Genomic DNA, 24389 nt, shown 5'->3' with positions numbered 1-24389 from the left:
TTTATGTATTTAGTTCATTTTTGCTTATTTCTCTTATATCTTTATATCACCCACTCCCACAATATATTTAAAATAATTTCCCATAAGCAAGTCTCTCCTCTTGCTCATTTTAGACCGGCAAGGCAAGCAAATTATTTTATAAGTTCATGACTATGTTTTCACTTGCTAAAGATTTTGCCTATTTAGTCTATCAGTAATTTTTATTATAACATAATTTTTTGTTAATGAAAAGGTTTTTTTGTACTTGGAAAAGTCCTAAATTTTCTAAAGCCTTAGTAAATCCTAGCTTTAATAGATATATCTTTTTTCTTGTAAATAAATATTTATCGCAAGTTTTCCCACAAAAAAAGAGGCGATTTCGCCTCCAATTTATATGCCAACCACATCTCCCACGTCCACGCTAAACATAAGCCCAACTCCAGGTTGGTTCATATCGCCTAGGACGTCTTTAACAGCAGACTTTGCAGCCCTCATATCTTCGTCATTAACTAAGGTAAAGATTGTCTTATTATAAGGCCTGTTATTGTCCATAACTGACCTTAGGACACCGCCGAAAAGTGGGATTTCCCCCTCAATTAGGGCTGATCCCATGCCTTGGGAATCAAGAATTGTCGCCCCAGTAACCCCAACTTCCATAAATTTTTCTAAGATGTCGTTGAGTTTTTCCGTCTTATTTAAAACTAAAAATAGTGCCTTCATGCTTTTTTCTCCTTCATAACTTTTATTTTCAAACCGTCAAACTCACCCGCCTTGGTAATCGAAACCTTGGCTAAAATTGGCCCTAGGATTTCAAAAACCAAAACAGAGAATAAGATTACTGTAATTATCTCATCAGCAAAGCCTGGAAGTTCTCTGGCTACTATCATTGATAGACCGATGGAAATTCCGCCCTGGCACAAAAGTGCAAGTCCAAGGTATTTGACAACCGTATCCTTTGCCCCAACAAGTTTTGCCCCCAAAGATGCACCAGAAATTTTCCCAACTGCCCTTGAAAGAGCGTAGAAAATTCCAAGTGACCCTATAGAAAATAGGACCGAAAGATCTAGTTTTGCGCCAGCAAGGGTGAAAAACAAGAGGTTTACTGGCGGTGCAAAGTCGTTGATATTATCAAAAACCTTCCTTGAATTTCGGTGGTAATTCACAAGGACACCTCCCACCATCATGTTGACCAAAAGTGGGGAAAGTTTGGAATAATTTGCAAGGCCTGTTCCCAATAAAATCACCGTAATAATTGCACAAAGCTCGTCTTCCTTAGATTTGACCTTCTTTATCAAATAAGTAAAAATAAGGCCCAAAGCCAGTCCTAATAAGAAAGAAAGCGTGATTTCAATTAATGGCCCTAAGACCATCATCGGCACAGACGCCTGAGCTTGACCTATAGAAGACTTAGCCAAAGACATTGAAATTCCAAAGACTATAATACCCAAAACATCATCCAGGGCCGCCACTGGTAAAATGGTCTTTGTCAAAGGTCCGTAGGCCCTAAATTGCCTGATCACCATCATTGTTCCCGCAGGTGCTGTTGCAGCCGACATGGAAGCTATGATGATTGAAAAGACAAAGGACTTGTCAAGAACAAAATACATGACCGAAAAAACCACAATAAGGACCCCGACCACCTCCATAAGGGTGATTACAAAGACGTCCTTGCCCAGTTTTTTGAGGTCTTCAAGCCTAAATTCACTACCTATCGAAAAGGCAATAATCCCCAAGGCAAACTCATTTACAAAGTCCACCATTGGCTGGTTGGCCTCGTTTAAAACATTAAAAAATGAAGGTCCTAAAAACAAACCCGCCACAATATAGCCTGTGACATTTGGCAGGTTAAACCTTGGTGAAATCTTGCCCCCGATAATTCCAAAAATAATCACCAGGGCTAATTTAATCTGTACCCCCAATAAAATCCTCCTCCATCCATTAATAAATTCATAAAAATATTATATTATATAGATATTATACTATAAAAATATATTATAGCTAGGAATTTCACAAAAAATTTGCAAAGATAAATGTGATTCTAATGAGATTTTTAAAAGAAAAACCACTCCCAAGTGTAATCTCACTCGAGAGTGGCTTTTTTAATTTGTTTTACTAGCATAAATTGCGTTGGCAATGGCCATGGACATGGCTTCTGCGGCAAGTGCCCCTACTAGGTTTATGTTCGCCTCTACTTTATTTGTCGCCAAGGAAAAGATTGTGTCCCCATCAAAAAGGGTGTGGACTGGATTTATGGACCTGGCGTAGCCATCGTGGGCCATGCCGGCAATTTTTGTAAGCTCAGTCTTAGAAAAAGTGGCATTTGTAGCAACAGCCCCGATTGTGGTGTTGGATGGCTTTATATCCGCAAAAGAACCGAGGATTTGGTCAATCAAATCAATAGTTTTTAGCATCTTGCCATCCTTGGTTGGTCCTGCTATTTGGAGGCCCTTGTGGTAGTCGAAAATATCTCCAAAGGCGTTTACAGCAACGATGGCTGACACTACTAGGTCGCCTTTTTTAATAGAAGCCTGGCCTAGACCAGATTTTACCAAAAATTCTGGGCCAAGGGCCTTGCCAACTGTCGCACCTGTGCCTGCACCAAGAATCCCCTGGCTCTTATCATCATAGGTCGTAGCTTCAAAGGCTTTTTGGGTCATCTTTTCATCAGGCCTTGCCTTGGGATTTTTGTAGGCTAGGTCAAATAAGACCGCCTGGGAAATGATTGGAACGACTCCAACTCCAACATCAAAGCCTATCCCTTCTTTTTCTAGGATTTTCATTAAGTGGCTAGCCGCTTCAAGTCCATAGGCAGAGCCTCCCGATAAAATTATGGAAGAAACTTCAGATACCTGGTTTAGGGGATTTAAAAGGTCGGTCTCACGTGTGCCCGGTGCCCCTCCCCTTACGTCTACACCTGCTGTGTTGCCTGGATCTGGAAGGATAAGAGTAAGGCCTGTGCCGCCCTCGTAGTCTTGGGCGTGGCCTACTTTGATATTACCAACATCAGTAAAAAATCCACCGTACATTAAACATCCTCATTTCTGTAAGTATCCATCATCGACCCAAAAACATCGGACGAAGATGGTGGAGTGTAGGAAATGGCATTGGCACCAGCATTTATGGTCTCAAGAATAGACTTTCCGTCCTTGCCACCTGTGGCAATTATTGGAAAATCGTCCCCAATATCAGCCCTTATGTGGCGAACTAAATCAGCTGTATATTTGCCGCCAGAAACATTCAAAATCTCAGCACCCGCCTTGATTTTCTCCCTGTAATCATCCTTCAAAGACGAAATTGTGGCTATGACTGGTATGTCGACAAAGTTTGAAATTTCCCTAATATCTTCGTGAGGTATTGGTCCATTTACCACAACCCCATAGGCACCAGCAAGTTCTGCATAATAGGCTACAAACCTTGACCTTGGCCCTTGGGTAGTGCCGCCGCCAACACCTATAAAACATGGAACTGAAGCTATGGAAATGATGGACTCAGTGATGGAATTTAGGGGTGTGTATGGGTAGACTGCCATGATTGAATCGGCATTTGAATTTCTAATTATGGCAAGGTCTGTCGTAAAAAGCAAGGATTTTATCCTCTTATCAAAAATTTTGATTCCGCTTGCCTTGTAGATTTCTTCAGGCACAGAAATGAATGATTTTCTGAGCTTAGAATGAACTTGGGGCACTTTTTTCTTTTCTGTCATCTAATCCCTCTCAAATAAATCTCTGGTGTAAAGCTTGGATTTTACATCTTTTAGGTCGTCTTCGACCCTGTTTGCTATTATCAAATCGACTTTCTTAAAGTCATCTAAATTGCGAACGAGTTTCATGCCTTCAAAGTCGTCACCTTCTAGGTTTGGTTCGTAAATTACAATATTTGCGCCTTTTTTCTTTAAATTATTAATAACATCGAAAATAGCGGACTTCCTAAAATTATCCGAACCCTTTTTCATAACCAACCTGTAAACGCCGATGGTCTCCGGATTTTTAGCCAAAATATCCTCTGATACATAGTCCTTTCTAACCTCATTTGAGTCGATAATGGACTTGAAAAGTGCAGAAGGAATCTTGTCAAAATTGGCATAAAGCTGCTTTGAATCCTTTGGCAAACAATAGCCCCCGTAACCGAAAGATGGGTTGTTGTAGTGGTTTCCTATCCTAGGATCTGCTGAAACACCTTCGATAATGGACTTAGAATCAAGACCCTTGCCTAGGGCAAAATTATCAAGTTCGTTGAAAAATGCCACCCTCATTGCAAGGTAAGTGTTGGCAAAAAGTTTAACTGCCTCAGCCTCACTTCTTCCCATCAAAATCACTTCTGGGTCATTTAGGGATTCTTTTTTGTAAAGATTGGCTATCTTTTCCCCCATTTCAGTCTTATCTGATACGATAATCCTTGTAGGATGAAGGGAATCATAAAGGGCCCTGCCCTCTCTTAGAAATTCTGGGGAGAAGATTATATTATCGCAGGCAAATTCCTGATTTTTCCCCTCGGTATAGCCGATTGGAATAGTTGATTTTATAAGGATTGGCAAGTCTTTTCTGATGTCTTTAATCATCTTTATAGCGTCGTCTATAAAAGAAGTGTCAAAAAATTCCTCCACCTCGTCGTAGTTGGTTGGAAGAGCTAAAATTACTAGGTCAGCGTCCTTAAAATCATCTTCCCCACTTGTCTTGGCGATTAGGTTTAAGTCCTTATTTGCCAAATAATCTATTATGTAATCGTCCTTTAATGGCGATTTTTTATTATTAATGAGGTCAACTTTTTTTGGGTCAATTTCTACGCCCACAACCTCGTTTGATTGGGCCAAAAGAACTGCGTTTGATAGGCCAACATATCCCATGCCCATTACTATAATTTTCATCATTGCTCCTTAGTTTTTTAACTTTCTTATACTTTACATTCTTTCAAAATATTTACAATTTGATAAAAGCGATAGACTCGTAAGGCCTTAAAAGTGTGGTCCTATAAAGGGTGCGATGGGTTAAGGACCCTGCCAAAAATTCATAATCCTTGTAGTCCATGACCTTATAGGCCAGATCTAGGAGGACTTCTTTTTCGGAGAAATTCGCCAAAAACAAAATCTTCTCCCCATCGCCTTCCCTAATAAAGGCCAAAACGTCAGCTTCCTTTGGCAAAATTTTTGTCATTTTTCCTAGGCTTTGGATTTTTTCTTTGTGGATAAAAAGCTCTCGCAAAAAAATTATATCGCCAAAATCCAGCCAATTCTCATCTATAAATAAGGATCCTTTCAAAAAGAAAAGGGTCATAAAAATTAATCTCTTGGCAGACTCTGGATAATTTTCAAAATTAATTCCCTCTTGGGGGAAATTTGACGGACAAAGGGACAAATTAGACCCAGCTGCCGCAAAATCTCTTGAAAACTTGAATAAATCCCCTATTTCTCCGCTTGGCCTTATCATAGAAAGGGCAGAAAAATTAGGATTTGCTAGGGCGATTTGGGTCTTTTTGCTAGCATCAATTTCCCCCATGGCAAGGACATCCTTATTAAAAAAAGTGTTTTTATTTAATTCCCTACAAGCTTTAAGGATATCACCCTCACCAGGTGCGAGATTTTCAAGGCCTTCGAGATCAAAGGCCCTAATCCCATGCTTAATCAAATATCCCAAAAAATGATAGAGACCCTGCCTGATTTTTGGGTCGGCAAAGTCTATATTTGAAGTATCTTCCCCTAAAAGTTTGTCCATAAGTTTCTTTATATGGAAAGACACAACAAGGCCTAGGCCGTTTTTTTCGTAGAAATGATTTAAGTCAAAAAGGTCCTCAAGTTCATTTTCGTCAAGCCTTCCAAAGGACCTAAGAAGGACAGAATCAAGACCCAAGGCCTTATAAAATCTTATATTTACTTGTAATTTTTTAAAATCCCTAAGGTCGGTTTTTAAAATTATCTTATCCTTCATTTTTAAATCATTTCTATTTCTATTTAAGCCCTAATGATGCTAATAAATTTATTTTCTAATAGTAAGGACTCCTGCACAAAACGAGTATTTTTCAAAGTTCATACTATGAAAACTTACTTTTAATTCATCATATACAAAGTAATATTCTTCATTGTCCCAATAGGCAAGGGATTTTTCCTTGCAAGCCTCTAAATCCTCACGATTTTCAAAGGCGACATCGCCAATATATATTTTCCCACCAGGATTTAATAAAGGAATCAAAGATTTTATAAAGGGAATTTTCTCCTCATCTGTCAGGTGGTGGAGAGAATAGGTTGCGATAATGGCGTCGTATTTTTTCCCTAACAAATCCTTACAAAGGCCTTTTGTAAAGTCTCCAGCAAAAAGCTCTGCTTCCGGCATCTTTTCTTGGGCAATTTTAATCATTTCATTAGAGAAATCTTGTCCAAAAATATCAAGCCCCTTTTCATAAAGTCGAAAGGTCAAAGTCCCTGTCCCAAAACCAATATCTAAAACTGTCTCATCCTTAGATTTCAAAACTTCCTTATATATGGTATTTAAAATATCCTTATAACCTGCAAAAGGATAGGTATTTTCTTCATCAGAAAGGCCAACACTTTCATCATAGCCATCAGCCCACAAGTCAAAGCCCTTATTATCAAGCATAATTCCTCCAAAATTTTCAAAATTATTATAATTTAATTATACTCCTTTGGTATTTTTGTGATAAAAAAATAGGACCTAAGCCCTATTTTTCAATATTCTTTTCTATTTCTTTTATATCTCTGTCAATCTTATCCAGGTCCTTATCGACTTTGTCGACAAAATCTTCAATCAAATTAGGGAAGGCCTTGATAAGTCTTCTTTCACCCATCTTGTCAAATTTATCAATCAGGTCAGCTCGAATTTGTGCTCGTTTGGCTTCGATCTCTTTGACCCTTGGTCTGTCTTTGATTTCCTCGCTCTTTTCCTTAATAGTCATAGTCCTATCATAGACACGCTTGCCAATATCGTCTGAAACCTCCCTAATATCCGCACTTGCAGCCTGGAGTTTCTTAAATTTCTTATTTAGGCCAACCAAGGTAAGGATGGTCTGAGCCATATCTACAGCAAAAATTGCAAGTAAAATTATATTTCCATAAAAAATAAATTTTGGATTTAAAAGCTCAAAAAATCTCACAATCATAGGGTGAACTGCCTCATACAAGACAAAGCAGGCAAGGCCCCAAAGGATTGAAAATTCAAGGCAAATATAGCCGCCAAGATTAAATCTCATGTCAGAATAATCCCACCATTTCTTGTGGAAAATTTTCTCCAAAAGAAAGCCCCCAACGAGCTCTAGGGCTGTGGCTATAAAAACTGATCCAAAAAACAAGACAAGCTTGTTAGTCTTTGCAATGTCTGTCAAAAAATAAATCACACCCAAGGCCCCAAAGCCATAAATCGGACAAAGAGGCCCATTCAAAAACCCCCTATTAATAAAACGCCCAGTCTTCACCGCCTGAAAGGAAACCTCCATAATCCAACCAATAAAGGCATAAACAAAAAAATATCCTATATAAAACCTAATAAAAAACACCTCCTTTATTCCTTCTAACTATTATACCCGGATTGAGAAATATTTAATCAAAACTACCAGCTTAGCTGGTAGTTTGTGCAGCGCCTATAAGGCGCGAATACCGGCACGCCCCTATTGGGGCTCCGAATATTCCATCACATGCACCACTTTCCCAACTACTGCTGAAGCAGTTTTTTTATTTGTTCTTATTTGACTTCCTCTCTCGTAACGGGTCATAGTATTCCTTTATACTTATTTGGTCAGCATAATAATCTTCTTTTAATTGATTTTGTATATATTCTTTTATTTTCTTTTCATTTCTGCCTACAGTATCTACATAGTATCCTCTACACCAAAAATGTCTGTTTCCATATTTATATTTTAAGTTGGCATGTCTATCGAATATTATCAGCGAACTTTTTCCTTTTAAATATCCCATTATTTGTGATATTGAATATTTTGGTGGTATTTCTACCAACATATGGACATGATCTGGGCATAACTCTGCTTCTATTATGTTTACTCCTTTTCTTGAACATAATTCTCGAAGTATGCTTCCTATATCTTTCCTTAGTTGTCTATATATTACTTGTCTTCTATATTTTGGCGCAAAAACTATATGATATTTGCATCTCCAGCTTGTATGTGATAAAGTATTTTTATCCATGATTACCTCCTTGTTTAATTGTGCATGTGACTATCACAATTATACTTTAAGGAGGTTTTCTTGGTGCTTGAAGCTAAAGCTAAATCCCTCCACCTGCATAGCAGGTGGTTTTTTGTTTCGCTCTCTTTCGTTCGCTCAACTCACTAAAGTGGACAAACAAAAAAGTGCCCAAGCCTTGCTGGGCACTTCCATTGCTTTATTACTTTTGAAAATTTAATACAAATCCAAGTTCTTTCGCTAGTATATTAGCAACAATATATCCTCATTCATCAAGTAGCCATATTGGATATAAACCATATCCCAAAGCAATTTAATTGTTTTAATTTATAACATTTCCCCAACTTAGATTAGATCTTGTATTAATCTATTTGCAGTATTATTTAAGAATATTTGGAAAAAATTATGAAATAAGTGTTAGCTCTTGTAAGCTCTGTATTATTCGAAAATAAAATCAGTAATTTTTTTAGCCTCAGCCTTAGTCCTTTTTTCAATATCTTGAACAGTCCAAAGCGGATTTACTTGATTTTCAAACTCCTTAACAATTTGTTTTGCTTGTACAAAAATACTATCCTTATAGCCCTTTCTTTCCTTAACCGAATCTTGAATTTTGCTTCTAAACCAGGCATTTCCAATTGAACGATTTATATCTTCCTCAAGCAAAATTTATTATCAAATTATGGCTTACAAAAATAGTGATACCTGCTCACCTTGGCTAATGCTATTTGTAGATATAAATGCACATTCTATTTCATTCTCTTCTATAAATTCGGCTGATTTTTTATACCAACCCGTAACGTAATCCAATTTTCCAATATTTTTAGCTTTCCCAAAAATATTCTTTAGTTCATCAGATTGAGATTTATCCATATATCTTGATCCTACAAATGGAGGATTTCCCATTATATAGTTTAATTCGTCTTTTGAAACTAGGTCTTCCCAGTCCATTCTCAAAGCGTTACCTTCTAGTATGTTAGGATAACTTTTTAGAGGTAGAAAGTTTAAAGTTATGTTTACAATATCTTCTGTTTCTTTTAGCATTTGTGATTCTGCTATCCACAAAGCTGTCCTAGCTACAGATACTGCAAAATCATTAATTTCTATTCCATAAAATTGGCTAATAGATACCTTTATTGGATTATGAGTTTCTCCCATCACAATCTGATTTCCATAAAGTTCTTTAAGGATTTCATTTTCAAATCTACGAAGCGAAATATATGTTTTTGTCAAAAAATTCCCACTTCCAGCAGCTAGGTCTAGTTTCATTACGTGTTGGATACAATGAAACCTTGCCCTTGAACTTTGAAACTATTGCTCTGTACTCTGAAACTATTTATAGGAATCCTGAAGCCTTAGCTTGGAACTCTGAAACCTTTTTAGGCATCAAAAAAGACGGTATTACTACCGACTTAATTATTTACACATAACGTATTTAGATTTAGATTTCTATTTCATAGAAACTTGATCCTTGCTAAGCTCTACAAACTGGGATTTGTTTTAGTTATCTCCCATTTTCTTTAATTCCATATGTAATACACAAGCAAATACTATCTCAATAATACATGCCGCAACAGCAACCGTTGTGCCGTTTAATGCACATCCTAAAATCAAGGAAATCATCGAAATGGAAATTGCAGCAAATGTATATCCCTTTGATTGATACAACCATGAATAGGGAAATAAATGAGCTCCAAAGACCATTGCATACACCATAATCATCTTTTCCGGAACTGCACTAAATACCCACATGACGATTAATAAATAAATCATTTGATTTAAGGTGAAAATGAAGCCTAATTGTCCAAGTGGATTTTGTTTTGAAAAGATATCCACCTTTATAAGTTTACCAATGAGCCAAGCCAGCGGTAATAATGGGCATGAACAGCAAAATACCAATAAATTTTTCATATTCATATTGATATCTAAAATTGACACAAGTACTATCAGAAGCCATATAATCACCGATGCCATGATAAATGGTAATCCTTTTTTCTGCTGAATTGCAATTTCTTTTCTTAATTCATCCACCATTTTCTCCTCCAGAAATTCAAATTTGTCTACAGGAGGTGCGGACATTTTTTTAGACAGCCACACCCACTTCTCTCCATCGATACCCAACTAATCCTATTATACTCAACCTGTAACTATTTTAACAGCAAAAAAACACGTCAGCGACTTGCTGATATGCATTTATTTTACCTTGTCAAATTTCCTGTAAGCTTTCTATAACAATCTTCTTCTAAGTCTTTAAGATACACTATCTTAGGCTCAGATTGAGGTTTATTCATATCAAAAATATGAAATTCTTGAAAGTTAGATAGTACTATCCACCTTGGTCTATCATCATATGGCAACTCAATAGAATATCTCTTTGCTTGTTGAAAAGGTGATAGAAGTGAACCATCTGATTGTCTAATGCCTTTTTTTAAATCTTTATCTATTGATTTTTGCTCAATTAAAACGTGTGTTGAAGGTATATAACCGTCTATAAAGCTTGTATGATCAAGCATTATTTGGTCTTCAAAACGAATATATTCTGCTGGATGTTCTACACCATAAACTTCATTTAAAAGTGATAGCCAAAATCTAGCTGAATCTCCTTTTTCATATCCTATTCCTTCCCATCTTTTAGAAAATTCTTTTGCAGCTTTTCTTTGTTCTCTTTGTGTTAGGATTCCTAAACCTCACTTATATAAATTTCCCTAATGTTTAATTTAAATTCAGTTATTGTTTTAAATCTAGTCGAATATAATAAGCAATTTACCTTTTATTATTTATAATAACAGATTTTTAAAAAATTCCTTATCTCTTTATATCATTAATAATTTCTAAAAATATATATAAACCTTATAGGAGAACGTACACAAAAAGACCGCAGCTTAATAATACTACGGTCTGGTTCTCAATCTTCCCCATGATCAGTAATCGGTTCTTCGTCGTTGTCTATGGCTTCTTGTACGGTTTCTTCTGTCTTTTCCTGGATTTGGTCGTTGTCTATGTGGGAGCGGTCTATTAATTTGTTTAATCTTTCTTGGTCTTTTTTGGTAAATTCTATGTCGTCGTCGAGTTTTTTTCTCATGTAGTGTCTTATTCCCAGTCTTTTCATGGATTCACGTCTGATGGCTGTTCTTTCCTTGAAGTAGGCAAAGACCAAAAGAGCCATCATGAATATTCCTATATAGCCGATTATCGGATAAAAAATTGATACTAATTTCTTAAATCCTAGGAAGGATAGGATAAAGCCTGCGCCTGTGATGGTTACAAGCATGATTTTAAAACGTCTCTCGTCGTCGTTTGAAAATCTCCTTGCTAGGGCATAAAAAAGTGAAATTCCGGTGTTAAAAATCATCCCAAAGACAACTAGGGCCATGATAAAACCAAGTATTGGGCTGATGTCTTCGATTATATAAAGCATTGGTATATCAAGGTCGTAGACTTCTTCTACCCTGATAAAAAGGGTGAGGGTAATTAAGACTCCCATGATGCCGACTATGGCACCGCCCAAAAGGCCGCCCCAACCGGCATTTTCCGAACTTAATTCATCTCCGCCTAAGACAAGGCCCATGGAAACTGCAGTCATAAGGCACATTCCAAAATAATTTAGGACGGCAAAACCGACATTGTCGAAGTTTGCTTGAAGTCTTGTCGCAAAAGCATTTAGGCTCTCCCAGTCTGGCTTAAAATTAATAAAGGTGTAGACTGATCCGATTAGGACAAAGCCAACGATAAAGGGTGTAAATGACCCAATTACCTGGCTAACCTTTTTAAAATCCATCATGCCGACTATGATTATTAAAAGTGCGCATATAACCCTGCCGACGTTGACATTTACACCAAAGGCCTGGTTTAGGTTTGATCCAGCTCCAGCAAGCATGACAAAACCTACTACAAAACAGGTAAATATCAGGGAAAAGTCCATAAATTTCGAAATAAATTTGTTGGTAATTTCGTCAAAAACATCGGAATGGTCGGTCGCAAGATAGTGGCTACCGAGGATTAGTAAAATCCCACCGATAACCATATGTAGGATGCCAACAAGGCTGATTCCCACAATCCCGCCCTTGCCAAGCGAGACAAAGTATTGCAAAAGCTCTTGGCCCGAGGCAAGTCCCGCACCTGTGAGGACACCAACATAGGCGAGCATTATTTTTAATCTTTCTTTATTCATAATTCCTCCGTTTTATCATAATACTGGAAGAAAATTCTTTAGCAAATTAAAGAAGACTTCCTAGATAAATCTAAGAAGTCATCTTTTTTAAGGCATTCATATTTTTTATTAAGATTTCATTTCTTCCGATTGTCTCGATTAGTCCCATCTTTTCAAAAGAAGATAGTTTGCGGGAAAGGGTCTCCCTCACAACACCCGAGTAGGATCCTAATTCCTCTCGGCTAAGGTGGAAGGTGACTAAAACTCCGTCTTTCTTGACAATACCAACATCTTCTGCCAAGTCTAGGAGGAGTTTTGCTACCTTCATGTCGGCATTTTGGGTCGAAAGCCTGTCTATAAGCTCTTCGGACCTTCTTATTCTCCTAAAAGACTGGTCGAGGATTTTGATTAGGACTTGGTTGTTGTTTTTCAAAATATTATTAAAATCTATTTTAGAAATGATCAAAAGTTTTGCCTTGGAAAGGGCCTTGGCCTCATAGATGTAGTTCTCGTCCGTGAGGAGGTTGTGGGCACCAACAAAGTCTTCCTCTCCGTAAATATACAAAATCTGCTCCCTACCGTCAGATAGGTAGGTGGAAATTTTTATAAAACCTTCGAGGATTATATACATAAAATCGGACTTGTCACCAAAAGAAAAAATCACATCGCCTTTTTTATAGACAAGGACCTGGGGCCTGTACCTGAACCTTGCTAATTCTTCATCTGTCAAAAAAGCCAAAAAGCTTTCTTCATCTTTTTTGTAATATGTCATATCTTGCTCCTACAAAGATTTTAACATATTATTAGCATAGATTTCAAAGTCTTTTGCCTTATTTTTATCCATGGCCTCCATATTTTCTAGCCTGTAGGCCTTGCCCAGATCGGTGTATTTACAAATTCCCATCTTGTGGTAGGGAAGGATTTCTATCTTGTCAATATTTTTCTTTATTGGCCTTATAAAATCAACTAGGCCTTCCATATCCTCTTTTGTATCTGTGACAAAGGGCATCATTACATGCCTTATCCATACCCTGGTGTCGGTTTTTTTGATTGCATCCATAAATTTTATGAGCTTATCTTGGTGATTTTTGGTTATTTCTTCAAAAAAATATGGGTCGTAGTGTTTGATGTCAAGAAGGATAAGGTCGGCTTCCTCGGCGATTTGATCGTAATAGCCAAGGTCGCCCACGCCTGATGTGTCGATTGCAACGTGGATGTCTTCATCATGGAGGGCCCTTATTGCATCGACAACAAAAGCCCCACTTGCAAGAGGCTCGCCACCTGAGATGGTGACTCCGCCTCCTTTTTTGAAGTAGGGCTTCATTCTTTTGGCCCTTTTTACCAAATCCTCGACTGTAATTTCTGTCCCGTAGTCCATGGACTGGGTGTCAGGATTGTGGCAAAATACACATCTTAGCGGACAGCCAGAAAGGAAAAACACTGTCCTTATGCCAGGTCCGTCTACTAGACCCATTGTTTCTATAGAATGTAATTTTGCCATAGGGCCTCCTTTTATTAAAAAATTATTGGTGATTGTGGAAGGTTCTTTCTAGAACTTCTCTCTTTTGTTCGTCTGTAAGTCTGTTGAAGTGAACAGCATAGCCAGACACTCTTATTGTAAGGTTTGGATACTTATCTGGGTTGTGGTAAGCATCCAGTAATTTCTCTCTTTGAAGAACATTGACATTCAAATGGAAAGCATCTTGGCCAAAATAACCGTCCATGATGTTTACCAAGTTGTCAATTCTCACGTCTTCTTCCTTGCCGAGAGCGTCTGGTACGATTGAGAAGGTGTTGGAAATACCATCTTCGCAGACACACTCATAAGGAAGTTTAGCCACAGAGTTAAGACTTGCAAGGGCACCTGATTCGTCCCTACCGTGCATTGGATTTGCACCTGGAGCAAATGGTTCGCCTGCCTTCCTACCATCTGGTGTTGTACCTGTCTTTTTACCATACATTACATTTGATGTAATTGTAAGAGCAGAAAGGGTTAATTTCGCATTTTTATAGGTAGCATGTTTCTTAAGTTCATTTGAGAAATAGGTTAGGATGTCAACAGCGATTTGGTCTACCCTGTCATCATCATTACCATATTTAGGGAAATCACCCTCTGTCTCAAAGTCGATTGCTATGCCATTTTCATCCCTAACTGGTTTAACTTTTGCATATTTAATTGCAGAAAGTGAGTCAGCTGCAATTGAAAGACCAGCCACACCTGTTGCTAGGTTTCTCTTAACATAGGTATCATGAAGGGCCATTTGGCCTGCTTCGTAGGCATACTTATCATGCATGAAATGGATAACATCAAGGGTCTTCACATATAGACCTGCTAGTTCAGATAAGACTTTTTTGTAATTTGCAAGTACTTGGTCATAATCAAGGTATTCTGTAGTAATTGGTTCAATATCGTCAAAGACCCTAATTAAGCTGCCATCCTTGTTTTTCTTCTTTTCGTCAACTCCCCCATTTATTGAGTAAAGGAGTGATTTTGCTAGGTTGGCACGAGCGCCAAAGAATTGCATTTCCTTGCCAACTTCCATAGCAGATACACAACAAGCTATGGCATAATCATCACCGTACATATTTCTCATTAGGTCATCATTTTCATATTGGATAGAATCTGTAAGGATAGAAACCTTAGAACAGAATTTCTTCCAACCTTCAGGAAGCTTTTCAGCCCAAAGGATTGTCATGTTTGGTTCTGGAGCTGATCCTAGGTTTATTAGGGTGTTTAGGTATCTGAAGGCTGTCTTTGTAACAAGAGTCCTGCCGTCAAGACCCATACCACCGATTGATTCTGTAACCCAAGTTGGATCTCCACCGAAAACTTCGTCGTATTCTGGTGTTCTTAGGTGGCGAACAAGTCTTAGTTTTATAACAAGTTGGTCAATTATTTCTTGAGCGCCAACTTCATCAAGGATGCCCCTATCCATATCTCTCTTGATATAAATATCTAAGAAACCTGCATTTCTACCAATTGACATGGCTGCACCGTTGTTTTCCTTAACAGCTGCAAGATAGCCTAGGTATAAAAATTGAGCAGCTTCCCTCGCATTTGTAGCAGGTTTTGAAATGTCAATACCATACTTAGCCGCCATATTTTTTATCTTGCCAAGGGCCCTGATTTGCTCGCTAACTTCTTCCCTTAGTCTGATTGTTGCTTCTAGGTTATTTTCGTCAATTTCAATCTTATCTAGGTCTTTTTTCTTTTCTTCAACTAGCCTATCAATACCATAAAGAGCAATTCTTCTGTAATCGCCGATAATCCTACCACGACCATAGGCATCTGGTAGACCTGTCAAAAGTCCAACAGTCCTTGCTGTCCTCATATCCTTGGTATAGGCATCGAAAACTCCCTCGTTGTGGGTCTTCCTAAATTCTTTGAAATATTTAGCCTGAACTGGATCCATCTCTTGGCCGTAGGATTCAAGAGATTGCTCAACCATCCTGTAGCCACCGTAAGGATTGACAATTCTCTTAAGGACCTCATCAGTTTGAAGACCAACTATGACCTCGTTTTCCTTGTCAATATAGCCAGCGTCAAAACCATCTATAGAAGAAAACCTACTTGTATCTGCATTCCTATAAGACTCTCTGATTTCTTTGTTAATCAAATCTTCTACGATAGCAAATAATTTTGTAGTCTTTTCACTCTTACCAGCTAAAAAATCATCTCCACCTTCATATGGGGTGTAATTTTCTTGGATAAAGTTACGAACATTTATCTCATCTTTCCAAAGTTCGCCCTTAAATCCATCATAAGCTTTTACTTCCATTTTTGCCTCCTAAATATATATTAAAAACCGAAGTTTTTTCTTATCTGCCCCTATTTTAACCAGAAAAAGCTTTCTTGTCTGTGATTTGAATCACAAGATGTTTTTTTATACTAAAAAGTAGGGGAAATTATTGTTTTTATCAAAAAATCTAGATGCAAATGATTTGACAAAATTTCATTTTTTTAGTAATATTGGTACAGATGAAAGGCCAAGGGTTAAATCCATGAAGGACTTACCAAGAAGGTAGACCTAGCCTTGAGTCATTGATTTATCGACATTCATGAAGGGTGTCTTATTTTCTATGGGAAAATAGGATGCCCCTTTTTTATTGGAGGAATTATGAATCTTACTTTAGATAAGTATTGGCAAAATAGGGCCAAAACTTATGACGACGGGGTCCTGGAGGAAATCGACCACGGTCACAAGGATGACTGGGCCGAGCTTTTTTCTTCCTACCTGCCAAGGGATTTGACTGGCAAAAAGGTCTTGGACTTAGGTTGTGGACCTGGTTTATTTTCCCTTATTATGGCTGAAAAAGGTGCGAGTGTAACCGCCTTTGATAAGTCGGAGAAAATGCTAGAAATGGCAAGGAAAAATCTCAAAGATTTTGAGGGCCAAGTTCAATTTGTAGAGGGTGATTGCGAAGAAAATTCATTTGAAAATGAGTCTTTTGATTACATTTTATCAAGAAACCTCACCTGGATGTTATCCTACCCTTCTACAACCTACAAGCTTTGGAAATCCTACCTTAAAAAGGGAGGAAAGCTAATAATTGTAGATGCTGCTTGGTATTCCTATGTTTGGTGCGAAAATTATTCCAAACTTGCCGCAAAAAACCTCAAGGAAGGGATAAATTCCGGCTATGATATGAGGGTTTCCTTTGAAGAGGCAGACCAATGCGAAAACCTCGCCAAGGATATGCCAATGACCTATGTAAAAAGGCCAGATTTTGACCTGGCTATTTTAGATAAGCTTGGTTTTGAATCTATCGAAATCAAGGAAAATATTGACCCACTTGTCTATGACGAGTCCTTTCAAATAGCCTACAGGTCTTCTCCTTCCTTTATAATAGTTTGTAAGAAGGGGGATGATTGATTGATAAAATATTTTGTTAAAAAAATTGGCCAGGCTATTTTTGTCCTCTTTACCATTTCGTTTTTGGCCTTTGGAGCAAGTTTCCTTGCTGAGGGCGATCCGGTGGAGATGTACTACATAGCCAGGCACAAACCAGTGCCCCCAGAGGACGTTTTGGAAAAAGCCAGAGAGGAGAAGGGCTTAAATGAACCGGTCCTCATCCAGTACAAAAATTGGCTGGGAAATTTCCTCAAGGGCGATATGGGCACATCCTACATGGACGATAGGCCAGTTGCCGATAAGATTAAGGGAGCACTTCCCCAAAGTCTTTATCTTGCCGTCCCGGCATTTTTGTTGACTTTTATCTTTGCCCTGGCGGCCTCGATTACTTGTATATTTTTTAAGGACACGGCCCTAGATAAATTTCTAGACACCCTAAGCTTTATCCTGGCTTCTATCCCGACCTTTGTTTATGGCGTCATTCTTCTAATCATATTTGCAGTCAAGCTTAAGTGGTTTCCGGTTATTTCCAGGGGCAACCCAAATGGTTGGGTCCTTCCTGCCCTCTGCCTTGCCCTTCCTTTGATTGGCAAGTACACCAGGCAAATCCGCTCGGCCATGATGGAAGAATATAAGAGCCAATATGTCCAGTCCTTTGAAGCCAGAGACTTTAAGAAAAGATATATAATTATAAATAGCGTTTTTAAAAATTGTGCGGGCCTGGTTTTAAACCTCATGGCCATGTCCTTCGCATATTTTTGTGGAGGGGTCACTATTGTAGAACGCCTCTTTGTTTGGCCGGGTCTAGGATCTTTGATTATGGATTCCATCCTCTTTAGGGACTACCCAACCATCCAAGCCTTTGTTTTCCTAAGTGCCCTTATATACTTCATATTTAATATGCTGGCAGACATCTTGCACAAAGTTATAGATAGGAGGGTTGATTTAGGATGAAACTCGAAAACCTAGTAGTAGAAAAATCTAAAATCAAGGAAAGGAAAAAATCCAAAACCCTCTATATCTTGATTTTCTCAATAATTTTACTTAGCTTTCTGGCCTTGTTAGGAGATAAGCTTGCGCCAAATCTCCCAAACGAGACCATGCCAAAGATTGCCCTAAGCCCTCCATCAAGGGCCTATCCCTTTGGCACGGATGCCTACGGCAGATGTGTATTATCAAGGGTCCTAGTTGGTTTTAAGACATCACTTTTGCCAGCTATTATCCTAGTTATTTTATCAAGCCTCATAGGCACTAGCCTCGGGCTCTTTGCAGGCTACTACGGTGGCTTTTTGGATGTAATTCTTATGAGAGTTACAGACATTTTTATGGCATTTCCCTCCCTCTTGCTTGCGATCTTCATCGCAGGCGCCATGGGAGGTGGAATAAAAAATGCGTCTTTGGCCCTCCTTTGTTTGGGCTGGACCAACTACGCACGTATAGTAAGGTCCTTTGTCATGGTTGATAAGGAAAAGCTCTACGTTATCTCATCAAAAATCTCTGGAGAATCCGATATGAGAATCATATTTTTCCATATCCTCCCAAATATGATGGATATTTTGATAGTGACTATTTCCCTACACATAGCAACCATGATGGTCTCCCTTGCTGGCCTATCATTCTTAGGCCTGGGCTCTGCCCTACCCCAAGCAGAATGGGGATCAATGATTTCAGAAAATATTAGATACATTCAAACCGCCCCTTGGACCCTTGTTTTTCCAAGCTTGTTTCTTGTTTTCTGTTCTGCATTTTTCAACTTTATGGGCGACAAATATAAGAAAGAATTTTCTAAAAAATAGGAGGAAGATATGAAATTTTTAAAGAAATTCGGTTTAACATCACTCTTAGCACTCGCAGTTTTACTCTCAGCTTGCTCTTCTAACAAGCCAGCCGAGGAAAATAAGGATGCTAAAGAAGGCACAGAGACAACAGAGCAAGCAGAAAATAAAGACTCTGGCCAAGAAAAAGTCCTAACAATTGGTTCTTCATATGTTTATGCTTCTTGTGACCCACACAAGGATTGGAACGGTTGGGAACTTGTAAAACTAGGCGTTGGTGAAACACTTTTTGACCTTGCAGATGACTATAGCCTTAGGGGCAAACTTGTAGAAGACTACAAAAATATAGACCCAACCACTTGGGAAATCACCCTTAAAGACGGCTTAAAATTCTCAAACGGCAAGGACGTAACCGGCGAAGCTGTAATTAAGAGTCTTCAAAGAACTATAGCTGAAAACCCAGAAGCAGCCAGCATGGAAGGCACAGAATTTACTGCCGATGGCAATAAGATTACCATCAAAACCAAGGAAGCAAACGGCAAGGCCCTAAACTCTCTTGTTGATCCACACTTTATAATCTGTGACGTTGACGATACAAAAGATTTCGATGCTAGCCCAATTTGTACAGGCCCTTACCAAATATCTGAATTTAAACCAGAAAACGAAATTACCCTAGTTAAAAACGAAAATTATTGGAACGGCACTCCAAAACTAGACAAAATCGTAAACAAACTTGTTAGCGAATCAACAACCCTAGGTCTTGCCCTAGAATCAAAAGAAATTGACATTGCCCAAGTAGATACAGAAACAGCAGACAAACTCGAAGCTGACGATAATTACCAAGTAGTTAGAACTCCAAGCTCAAGAGTTTACCTAATCTATGTAAAAGACACAGCTGTTTCAAACCCAGAAGTTAGAGAAGGTCTATTTAAGGCAATCGACAGAGAAGAAATCGCTGATGACCTCCTAAAAGGCGGTATCAAAATTGTCTACAGTCCATTTGCTCCAGAACTTCCATTTGCTATTGGCAAGGATGATGTAGATACATTCGACCTTGAAAAATCAAAAGAATTAGCAGAAAAAACTAAACCAGATTCTGAAAAAGCTTACACAATGAAATTCTACGAAAGACTAAACATTCCAAAGATTGCTACCCAACTACAATCTCAATTTACAAAGGCAGGCTGGAATGTACAAGCAGTTCAAGATGAAAACTCTAAATACGTAAATTCTGGCGACTATGACCTTGGTATGTATGGTGTTGTTACTCTAAGAGTTGGAGATCCATACGAATACCTAAACGCTGTATTTGGCAGCGAAGGAGCCGCAAATTACAACAGCTACAAGAACGAAAAAGTAGATGAATTATTAAAACAAATGAAATCTGAATTTGACGAAGATAAGAGAAATGAACTTTCAAAAGAAATCCTAAAAACAGCCCTAGCTGACAGGATGCACTACTTTATCGGCAATGTAAAGGTTGACCTTGCTGCCCAATCTTATGTTAAAAACTTTGAAGTAAGCCCATTTGAGTACAGAATCATAAGTGTCGATACTGACATAGAAAAATGACCCTACTTAATGTAAATAAGCTTTGCGCTTCTTATGGGGACAAGGAAGTTGTTCACGACCTCTCTTTTACCCTCCGAGAGGGCGAAATCCTGGGCCTGGTTGGAGAATCAGGCTCGGGAAAATCCACTGTCCTAAAATCTCTTTGGGGCCATAAGGAAGAGGGTTTTAAGGTTAATGGAGAGATTACAAAATCGACTGACTACGGTCTAGTTTTTCAAAATCCCTATTCTTCCTTTAACCCAACCAGCAAGATAAAAACACATTTTTATTTTATGGCGAGGAGCAAAACCTCAATGAGTAAGGAGGAAATCCTAGCAAGGGCCAAGGAAATCTTGCATTTCCTTGCCTTTGACGATGTGGGCCATATCCTAAATTCTTATCCATATGAGATGAGCGGGGGCATGCTCCAAAGGATTTCTATTGGCCTTGCTTGTTTTTTGAAACCTGGTTTTATCATTGCTGACGAACCAACATCAGCCCTTGATACACACACCAAAAAACACACCCTAGAAGAAATTGTAAAGATGAAAAACGAAGGGATTTCAACCCTCCTTGTTAGCCACGATATAGGAGTTATAAACAAGGTTTGTGACAGGGTTATGGTTCTTTTTCACGGCAGACTCATAGAAGCTGCTGATGCTAAGATAATTATGAATGAGCCCATCCATCCTTTCACCAGGTCCTTGATCAGTGCTGTGCCAAAGCTTGGCCAAAACCTTGTTTCAGCTATAACTTACAAGGATTTTGATTACACTGATCTTGAAAAATACCTGGCAAATCCTAAGCCAGACCACTATGTAGCTCCCCTAAGGATCCTTTATGAATGAGATAATAAAATTAGAAAATATCTACCAAAGTTATGGTAAAAATCAAATATTAAAAGATATAAATTTTACAATCGAAAAGGGACAAATCCTTGGACTTTTGGGAGAATCTGGCTCAGGCAAATCAACCATAGCCAAGGTAATAACAGGGATAACATCTCCAAACAAGGGCGAAATGACCCTCTTAGGCAAGTCCCTTTACCCAAAGAAATCAATAAGTAGAAGAGAAATATATAAAAATATCCAAATGATTTACCAGGATTCGACTGGATCTTTTGACCCAAAAATGACCATTGGCCCAACTATTGACAGGGGGCAAAAAACCCTCTTAGGCATAAGCATGGAAGAGGCCAAGGCTAATACAATGAAAATCCTAAAAAGAGTTGGTCTTGATCCTAACATGGCCTATTATTCAAGGCCAAGAGACTTAAGCGGTGGCGAGTGCCAGAGGGCATCCATAGCCAGAGCCCTTACCATAAGGCCAAAATTATTAATCTGTGACGAGGCTACATCGAGCCTTGATACCAGTGTGGCCTCAAACATCATTAATCTACTCTTAGACCTTAAGAAAGAGTTTGACATGTCTATCCTATTCATCAGCCACAACTACGCCCTATCGACCCTATTTTGCGATAAACTCCTGGTTATACAAAAAGGGTCCATAGTCGAAAGGCTAGATACGGAAAATATTGAAGAGCAAATCTCCCACCCTTATACAAAGTTATTGTTTGAATTAAGATAAGTTATACTTACTAAAAAAGACTTCCCCACCAAGGAAGTCTTTTGTATTGTCTATTTTCTAAGGTTTTTATCTCTGATTAAGAAAAAATTAGTTGTAAAAGCCTTTAGGACCTGGTCTATAAAAAGGGCAATGATTGGCCCCAAATATCCAAAAAGTCCAATAAGGCCCAGGGTTGCAAAAGGACGGATGAGGCTTGTTATTATAAAATACAAAAGGGCAACAATCTTGGCCCTGCCGATGGCCCTAAGGCTTGAAGATCCAATCATGGCTTGGCCTTCAGGAAAGGAAACCAGGGCTGTAAAGGGAATTAAAAGCATGGTTAGGCCAAAGACATCCGGGTCCTTGGTGTAAATCCCAACAAGTTTTGCTCCAAAAAAGTAAAATCCTATGGCAACTAGGCTTGAAAGGGCAAAATTTACCCAGCTTGCAAATTTAAACAAGGACCTAAAGTCACGAGCTTTCTTCCTAGCAAAAAGTTCGCTAGAAAGTGTCATAGAGGCCTTAGACATGCCTTGGGCGAAGGCCCAGTACATATCGCCAATGTTCATGCCGATTGAATGGGCTGCAAATTGGGCAGTGCCAAGAGAGGCCGCAAACTTAGCATAAAGGAACATTCCTAGCCTTTCAGATATTTGTTCTAAAAATATGCCGTTAAATTCCTTCTTAAATTTCTCAAATAAGCTTATTGACGGGAATAATTTCAAATCCCTAAGAACCAAATAGCCCTTAGCCAAAAGGAAAATTAGGGTCAAGATAAAATTAATTATGCTTGAAACAAGGCCACCTAGGCCGAGTCCCACAATTCCCATAGGGTCTTTTACAAAAATCCCGTGGATCAAACAATAGCAAAGGCCAATATTTATCAAGGACGAAATAATATTTGATAGCAAAATAAAGGTCCCGTGACCCTTTGAAATCAAAACTGACTGGCCAATGGTTGTAAAGGAGTAAAAGAGGATGAAACCAATGTTCCACCTGGCGTAGGTGATGGCAAGACCCAGGTAGTCTTCCCCTGCCCCTGCAAAAATTAGGATGGGTCTTATAAAGATAAACATGAGGGTCAAAATAAAGCCCATAAAGATAAAGGCAGGCAGGATAAAGGCCGGGAAAATCTCCTCATCCTCGTCAATTTCCTTTGAAATCATAATGGATAGGCTGTAGGAAATGGACCTAGCAAAGGCATAGACAATCATCCTAGGTTGGGAAATAATTGCAACAGCTGCTATGACCTCCTTACCCAAAGACGATACCAAAATTTGATTGACCGCATTTATTAATACTAAGAAAAATGATTCAAGACCAAGGGGGATCCCCAAGGTCAGGTAGGACTTATGATATTTTTCCATAGGCAATCAAGTGGTCTCCTTCGCTCACTCCAAGGCCTATATTTTGATATAGTAGAACTCCATCGTAGGCTGCCTTATATTTTTCTATAATATTTCCCCTAAGGTCTTTCAAAATCCCAAGCTCGTCGCCTTTTTTGAAAAATTCTCCGGCTTTAAAGAGCGGATACCAGACTCCCCTACTTGGAGATGAAAGATAAACCGGATCTTTTATCATCTTGGGACTTCCACTTTTGACATCAAGGCTTATCATGCCAAGAGCCTTCATGGTTTGAAAAATATTTAAGATAACAAAGTTCGCTTCTCTATAGGTCCAAAGGCCCATTCCTCCCCTTTCTAAAAGAAGGCTTGGAATTCCAAGGGTGTTGGCATAGGAATAAAGGCCGTTTTTGGCCTGTGAAGGAACAAGATAGGTGGTTGATAAATTACCTATTACCTTATCGATCATCTTTTTTTGATTTCCCTCTGCATAGGCCGAGAAAAATACAAGGGGCTCCATCTCTTCGTTTATATCTCCCCCATGGAAATCAAGAAGAAAATCAGCCTCTGGATAAAGTTTTTCTTCAACCATTTTTGCAAGTAGATGTGCCTTAGAATCTCCACTTGCAGGAAAAATCCTGTTTAAATTCAGGCCATCTTCTGCTACAACCTGCTTGAAACCTCCATAAAAACCCGACTCATTAAGGACAGGAATAATAAGAAGCCTCCCCTTAAGATCAAAGCCCTTATTTTTTATTTTCTCAACAAAATCCATCAAGGCCCTAGGTCCAACATATTCAGCCCCATGGACACCAGAAATAACGACCAAACAAGGACCTTTACTCTGCCCCTTAACTTCATAGGCCAAAACAGGATCAAATCCCTTAATCTCAATACTAATCTCTCTAATCATCCCATTCTCCTTATCTATATAATTATATAAATATTGTACTATTATTAATAACGATTATCAGTTGAGAAAAACTTTTAAAATTTCATATTTCGTAACATTAGTTACAGAAATTTTAAAAA

At 38.5% G+C, this 24389-nt stretch carries 25 protein-coding genes; 6 read left to right on the top strand and 19 right to left on the bottom strand.

Features of this window, described 5'->3' with window-relative positions; genetic code table 11:
* Positions 1-369: 369 nt before the first annotated feature.
* From K8P03_RS06975 to pflB, 17 genes are all read right to left on the bottom strand, one after another.
* Positions 370-699: a P-II family nitrogen regulator gene (locus K8P03_RS06975; protein ID WP_223419769.1), complete on the bottom strand. Its 330-nt coding sequence runs from the start codon at positions 697-699 to the stop codon at positions 370-372.
* Positions 696-1898 (bottom strand): cation:proton antiporter, encoded by a 1203-nt coding sequence (locus K8P03_RS06970; protein ID WP_223419767.1) that lies wholly within the window; start codon positions 1896-1898, stop codon positions 696-698. The genes K8P03_RS06975 and K8P03_RS06970 overlap by 4 nt, the downstream gene beginning before the upstream one ends.
* Before the next feature lie 180 nt (positions 1899-2078).
* Complete coding sequence (locus K8P03_RS06965) at positions 2079-3005, bottom strand: P1 family peptidase (protein ID WP_223419765.1); 927 nt, start codon at positions 3003-3005, stop codon at positions 2079-2081.
* Positions 3005-3682 (bottom strand): beta/alpha barrel domain-containing protein, encoded by a 678-nt coding sequence (locus tag K8P03_RS06960; RefSeq protein WP_223419763.1) that lies wholly within the window; start codon positions 3680-3682, stop codon positions 3005-3007. Before K8P03_RS06960 ends, K8P03_RS06965 begins: the two co-directional genes overlap by 1 nt.
* Complete coding sequence (locus K8P03_RS06955) at positions 3683-4843, bottom strand: nucleotide sugar dehydrogenase (RefSeq protein WP_223419761.1); 1161 nt, start codon at positions 4841-4843, stop codon at positions 3683-3685.
* Positions 4844-4895: 52 nt separating this feature from the next.
* Positions 4896-5900 carry an alpha-glucosidase C-terminal domain-containing protein gene (locus K8P03_RS06950; protein WP_223419758.1) on the bottom strand — a complete coding sequence of 335 codons (1005 nt, stop codon included), beginning with the start codon at positions 5898-5900 and terminating at the stop codon, positions 4896-4898.
* Between the two features lie 48 nt (positions 5901-5948).
* On the bottom strand, positions 5949-6566 hold the full coding sequence (locus tag K8P03_RS06945) for a class I SAM-dependent methyltransferase (RefSeq protein ID WP_223419756.1): 618 nt from the start codon (positions 6564-6566) through the stop codon (positions 5949-5951).
* An 82-nt stretch (positions 6567-6648) separates the two neighbouring features.
* On the bottom strand, positions 6649-7479 hold the full coding sequence (locus K8P03_RS06940) for a putative ABC transporter permease (protein WP_223419754.1): 831 nt from the start codon (positions 7477-7479) through the stop codon (positions 6649-6651).
* Between the two features lie 175 nt (positions 7480-7654).
* A complete protein-coding gene (gene tnpA / locus K8P03_RS06935) occupies positions 7655-8125 on the bottom strand; it encodes an IS200/IS605 family transposase (protein WP_223419752.1) in 471 nt (156 codons plus the stop codon).
* A 435-nt stretch (positions 8126-8560) separates the two neighbouring features.
* Positions 8561-8785: an HNH endonuclease family protein gene (locus tag K8P03_RS06930; RefSeq protein WP_223419749.1), complete on the bottom strand. Its 225-nt coding sequence runs from the start codon at positions 8783-8785 to the stop codon at positions 8561-8563.
* Positions 8786-8806: 21 nt separating this feature from the next.
* Positions 8807-9388: a DNA methyltransferase gene (locus tag K8P03_RS06925; RefSeq protein WP_308749279.1), complete on the bottom strand. Its 582-nt coding sequence runs from the start codon at positions 9386-9388 to the stop codon at positions 8807-8809.
* A 231-nt stretch (positions 9389-9619) separates the two neighbouring features.
* Positions 9620-10153, bottom strand: a complete 534-nt coding sequence (locus tag K8P03_RS06920) for a DUF7010 family protein (RefSeq protein WP_223419744.1) — start codon at positions 10151-10153, stop codon at positions 9620-9622.
* 164 nt (positions 10154-10317) lie between these two features.
* On the bottom strand, positions 10318-10797 hold the full coding sequence (locus K8P03_RS06915; RefSeq protein WP_317847414.1) for a type IIL restriction-modification enzyme MmeI: 480 nt from the start codon (positions 10795-10797) through the stop codon (positions 10318-10320).
* Positions 10798-11024: 227 nt separating this feature from the next.
* Positions 11025-12290 (bottom strand): YkvI family membrane protein, encoded by a 1266-nt coding sequence (locus K8P03_RS06910; protein WP_223419738.1) that lies wholly within the window; start codon positions 12288-12290, stop codon positions 11025-11027.
* 70 nt (positions 12291-12360) lie between these two features.
* On the bottom strand, positions 12361-13041 hold the full coding sequence (locus K8P03_RS06905; protein ID WP_223419735.1) for a Crp/Fnr family transcriptional regulator: 681 nt from the start codon (positions 13039-13041) through the stop codon (positions 12361-12363).
* A gap of 9 nt (positions 13042-13050) precedes the next feature.
* Positions 13051-13770 carry a pyruvate formate-lyase-activating protein gene (pflA, locus tag K8P03_RS06900; RefSeq protein ID WP_223419732.1) on the bottom strand — a complete coding sequence of 240 codons (720 nt, stop codon included), beginning with the start codon at positions 13768-13770 and terminating at the stop codon, positions 13051-13053.
* 22 nt (positions 13771-13792) lie between these two features.
* Positions 13793-16048, bottom strand: a complete 2256-nt coding sequence (pflB, locus tag K8P03_RS06895; protein WP_223419728.1) for a formate C-acetyltransferase — start codon at positions 16046-16048, stop codon at positions 13793-13795.
* Positions 16049-16387: 339 nt separating this feature from the next.
* Between pflB and K8P03_RS06890 the strand changes: the two genes are divergently transcribed.
* From K8P03_RS06890 to K8P03_RS06865, 6 genes are read left to right on the top strand one after another with little or no spacing between them, the layout of a single operon-like run.
* On the top strand, positions 16388-17143 hold the full coding sequence (locus K8P03_RS06890) for a class I SAM-dependent methyltransferase (protein ID WP_223419727.1): 756 nt from the start codon (positions 16388-16390) through the stop codon (positions 17141-17143).
* Entirely contained in the window at positions 17144-18076 is a 933-nt protein-coding gene (locus tag K8P03_RS06885; protein ID WP_223419725.1) for an ABC transporter permease, read from the top strand.
* On the top strand, positions 18073-18918 hold the full coding sequence (locus K8P03_RS06880; RefSeq protein ID WP_223419722.1) for an ABC transporter permease: 846 nt from the start codon (positions 18073-18075) through the stop codon (positions 18916-18918). The genes K8P03_RS06885 and K8P03_RS06880 overlap by 4 nt, the downstream gene beginning before the upstream one ends.
* A 9-nt stretch (positions 18919-18927) precedes the next feature.
* Positions 18928-20469, top strand: coding sequence for an ABC transporter substrate-binding protein (locus K8P03_RS06875; protein WP_223419719.1), 1542 nt, complete (start codon positions 18928-18930; stop codon positions 20467-20469).
* Positions 20466-21296 (top strand): ATP-binding cassette domain-containing protein, encoded by an 831-nt coding sequence (locus K8P03_RS06870; RefSeq protein ID WP_223419717.1) that lies wholly within the window; start codon positions 20466-20468, stop codon positions 21294-21296. The genes K8P03_RS06875 and K8P03_RS06870 overlap by 4 nt, the downstream gene beginning before the upstream one ends.
* A complete protein-coding gene (locus tag K8P03_RS06865) occupies positions 21289-22035 on the top strand; it encodes an ABC transporter ATP-binding protein (RefSeq protein WP_223419714.1) in 747 nt (248 codons plus the stop codon). The genes K8P03_RS06870 and K8P03_RS06865 overlap by 8 nt, the downstream gene beginning before the upstream one ends.
* Positions 22036-22085: 50 nt before the next feature.
* Here K8P03_RS06865 and K8P03_RS06860 read toward each other — a convergent pair whose 3' ends face one another.
* On the bottom strand, positions 22086-23381 hold the full coding sequence (locus tag K8P03_RS06860) for an MATE family efflux transporter (RefSeq protein ID WP_223419712.1): 1296 nt from the start codon (positions 23379-23381) through the stop codon (positions 22086-22088).
* A complete protein-coding gene (locus K8P03_RS06855) occupies positions 23365-24270 on the bottom strand; it encodes a succinylglutamate desuccinylase/aspartoacylase family protein (RefSeq protein ID WP_223419709.1) in 906 nt (301 codons plus the stop codon). Before K8P03_RS06855 ends, K8P03_RS06860 begins: the two co-directional genes overlap by 17 nt.
* Positions 24271-24389 lie beyond the last annotated feature (119 nt).

The sequence above is a fragment of the Anaerococcus murdochii genome, assembly GCF_019957155.1.
Taxonomy (GTDB): Bacteria; Bacillota; Clostridia; order Tissierellales; family Peptoniphilaceae; genus Anaerococcus; species Anaerococcus murdochii.
The sequence above is the reverse complement of the archived record's forward strand: the minus strand, read 5'-3'. Positions and strand labels throughout refer to the sequence as shown.

Bases quoted from the DNA above. Each gene is read 5' to 3' on its own strand.
- K8P03_RS06955 (WP_223419761.1), bottom strand. From the start codon at position 4,843: ATGAAAATTATAGTAATGGGCATGGGATATGTTGGCCTATCAAACGCA.
- K8P03_RS06945 (WP_223419756.1), bottom strand. From the start codon at position 6,566: ATGCTTGATAATAAGGGCTTTGACTTGTGGGCTGATGGCTATGATGAA.
- K8P03_RS06965 (WP_223419765.1), bottom strand. From the start codon at position 3,005: ATGTACGGTGGATTTTTTACTGATGTTGGTAATATCAAAGTAGGCCAC.
- pflA (WP_223419732.1), bottom strand. From the start codon at position 13,770: ATGGCAAAATTACATTCTATAGAAACAATGGGTCTAGTAGACGGACCT.
- K8P03_RS06925 (WP_308749279.1), bottom strand. From the start codon at position 9,388: ATGAAACTAGACCTAGCTGCTGGAAGTGGGAATTTTTTGACAAAAACA.
- K8P03_RS06910 (WP_223419738.1), bottom strand. From the start codon at position 12,290: ATGAATAAAGAAAGATTAAAAATAATGCTCGCCTATGTTGGTGTCCTC.
- K8P03_RS06950 (WP_223419758.1), bottom strand. From the start codon at position 5,900: ATGAAGGATAAGATAATTTTAAAAACCGACCTTAGGGATTTTAAAAAA.
- K8P03_RS06975 (WP_223419769.1), bottom strand. From the start codon at position 699: ATGAAGGCACTATTTTTAGTTTTAAATAAGACGGAAAAACTCAACGAC.
- tnpA (WP_223419752.1), bottom strand. From the start codon at position 8,125: ATGGATAAAAATACTTTATCACATACAAGCTGGAGATGCAAATATCAT.
- K8P03_RS06875 (WP_223419719.1), top strand. From the start codon at position 18,928: ATGAAATTTTTAAAGAAATTCGGTTTAACATCACTCTTAGCACTCGCA.
- K8P03_RS06865 (WP_223419714.1), top strand. From the start codon at position 21,289: ATGAATGAGATAATAAAATTAGAAAATATCTACCAAAGTTATGGTAAA.
- K8P03_RS06960 (WP_223419763.1), bottom strand. From the start codon at position 3,682: ATGACAGAAAAGAAAAAAGTGCCCCAAGTTCATTCTAAGCTCAGAAAA.
- K8P03_RS06855 (WP_223419709.1), bottom strand. From the start codon at position 24,270: ATGATTAGAGAGATTAGTATTGAGATTAAGGGATTTGATCCTGTTTTG.
- K8P03_RS06920 (WP_223419744.1), bottom strand. From the start codon at position 10,153: ATGGTGGATGAATTAAGAAAAGAAATTGCAATTCAGCAGAAAAAAGGA.
- K8P03_RS06860 (WP_223419712.1), bottom strand. From the start codon at position 23,381: ATGGAAAAATATCATAAGTCCTACCTGACCTTGGGGATCCCCCTTGGT.
- K8P03_RS06905 (WP_223419735.1), bottom strand. From the start codon at position 13,041: ATGACATATTACAAAAAAGATGAAGAAAGCTTTTTGGCTTTTTTGACA.
- K8P03_RS06870 (WP_223419717.1), top strand. From the start codon at position 20,466: ATGACCCTACTTAATGTAAATAAGCTTTGCGCTTCTTATGGGGACAAG.
- K8P03_RS06890 (WP_223419727.1), top strand. From the start codon at position 16,388: ATGAATCTTACTTTAGATAAGTATTGGCAAAATAGGGCCAAAACTTAT.
- pflB (WP_223419728.1), bottom strand. From the start codon at position 16,048: ATGGAAGTAAAAGCTTATGATGGATTTAAGGGCGAACTTTGGAAAGAT.
- K8P03_RS06880 (WP_223419722.1), top strand. From the start codon at position 18,073: ATGAAACTCGAAAACCTAGTAGTAGAAAAATCTAAAATCAAGGAAAGG.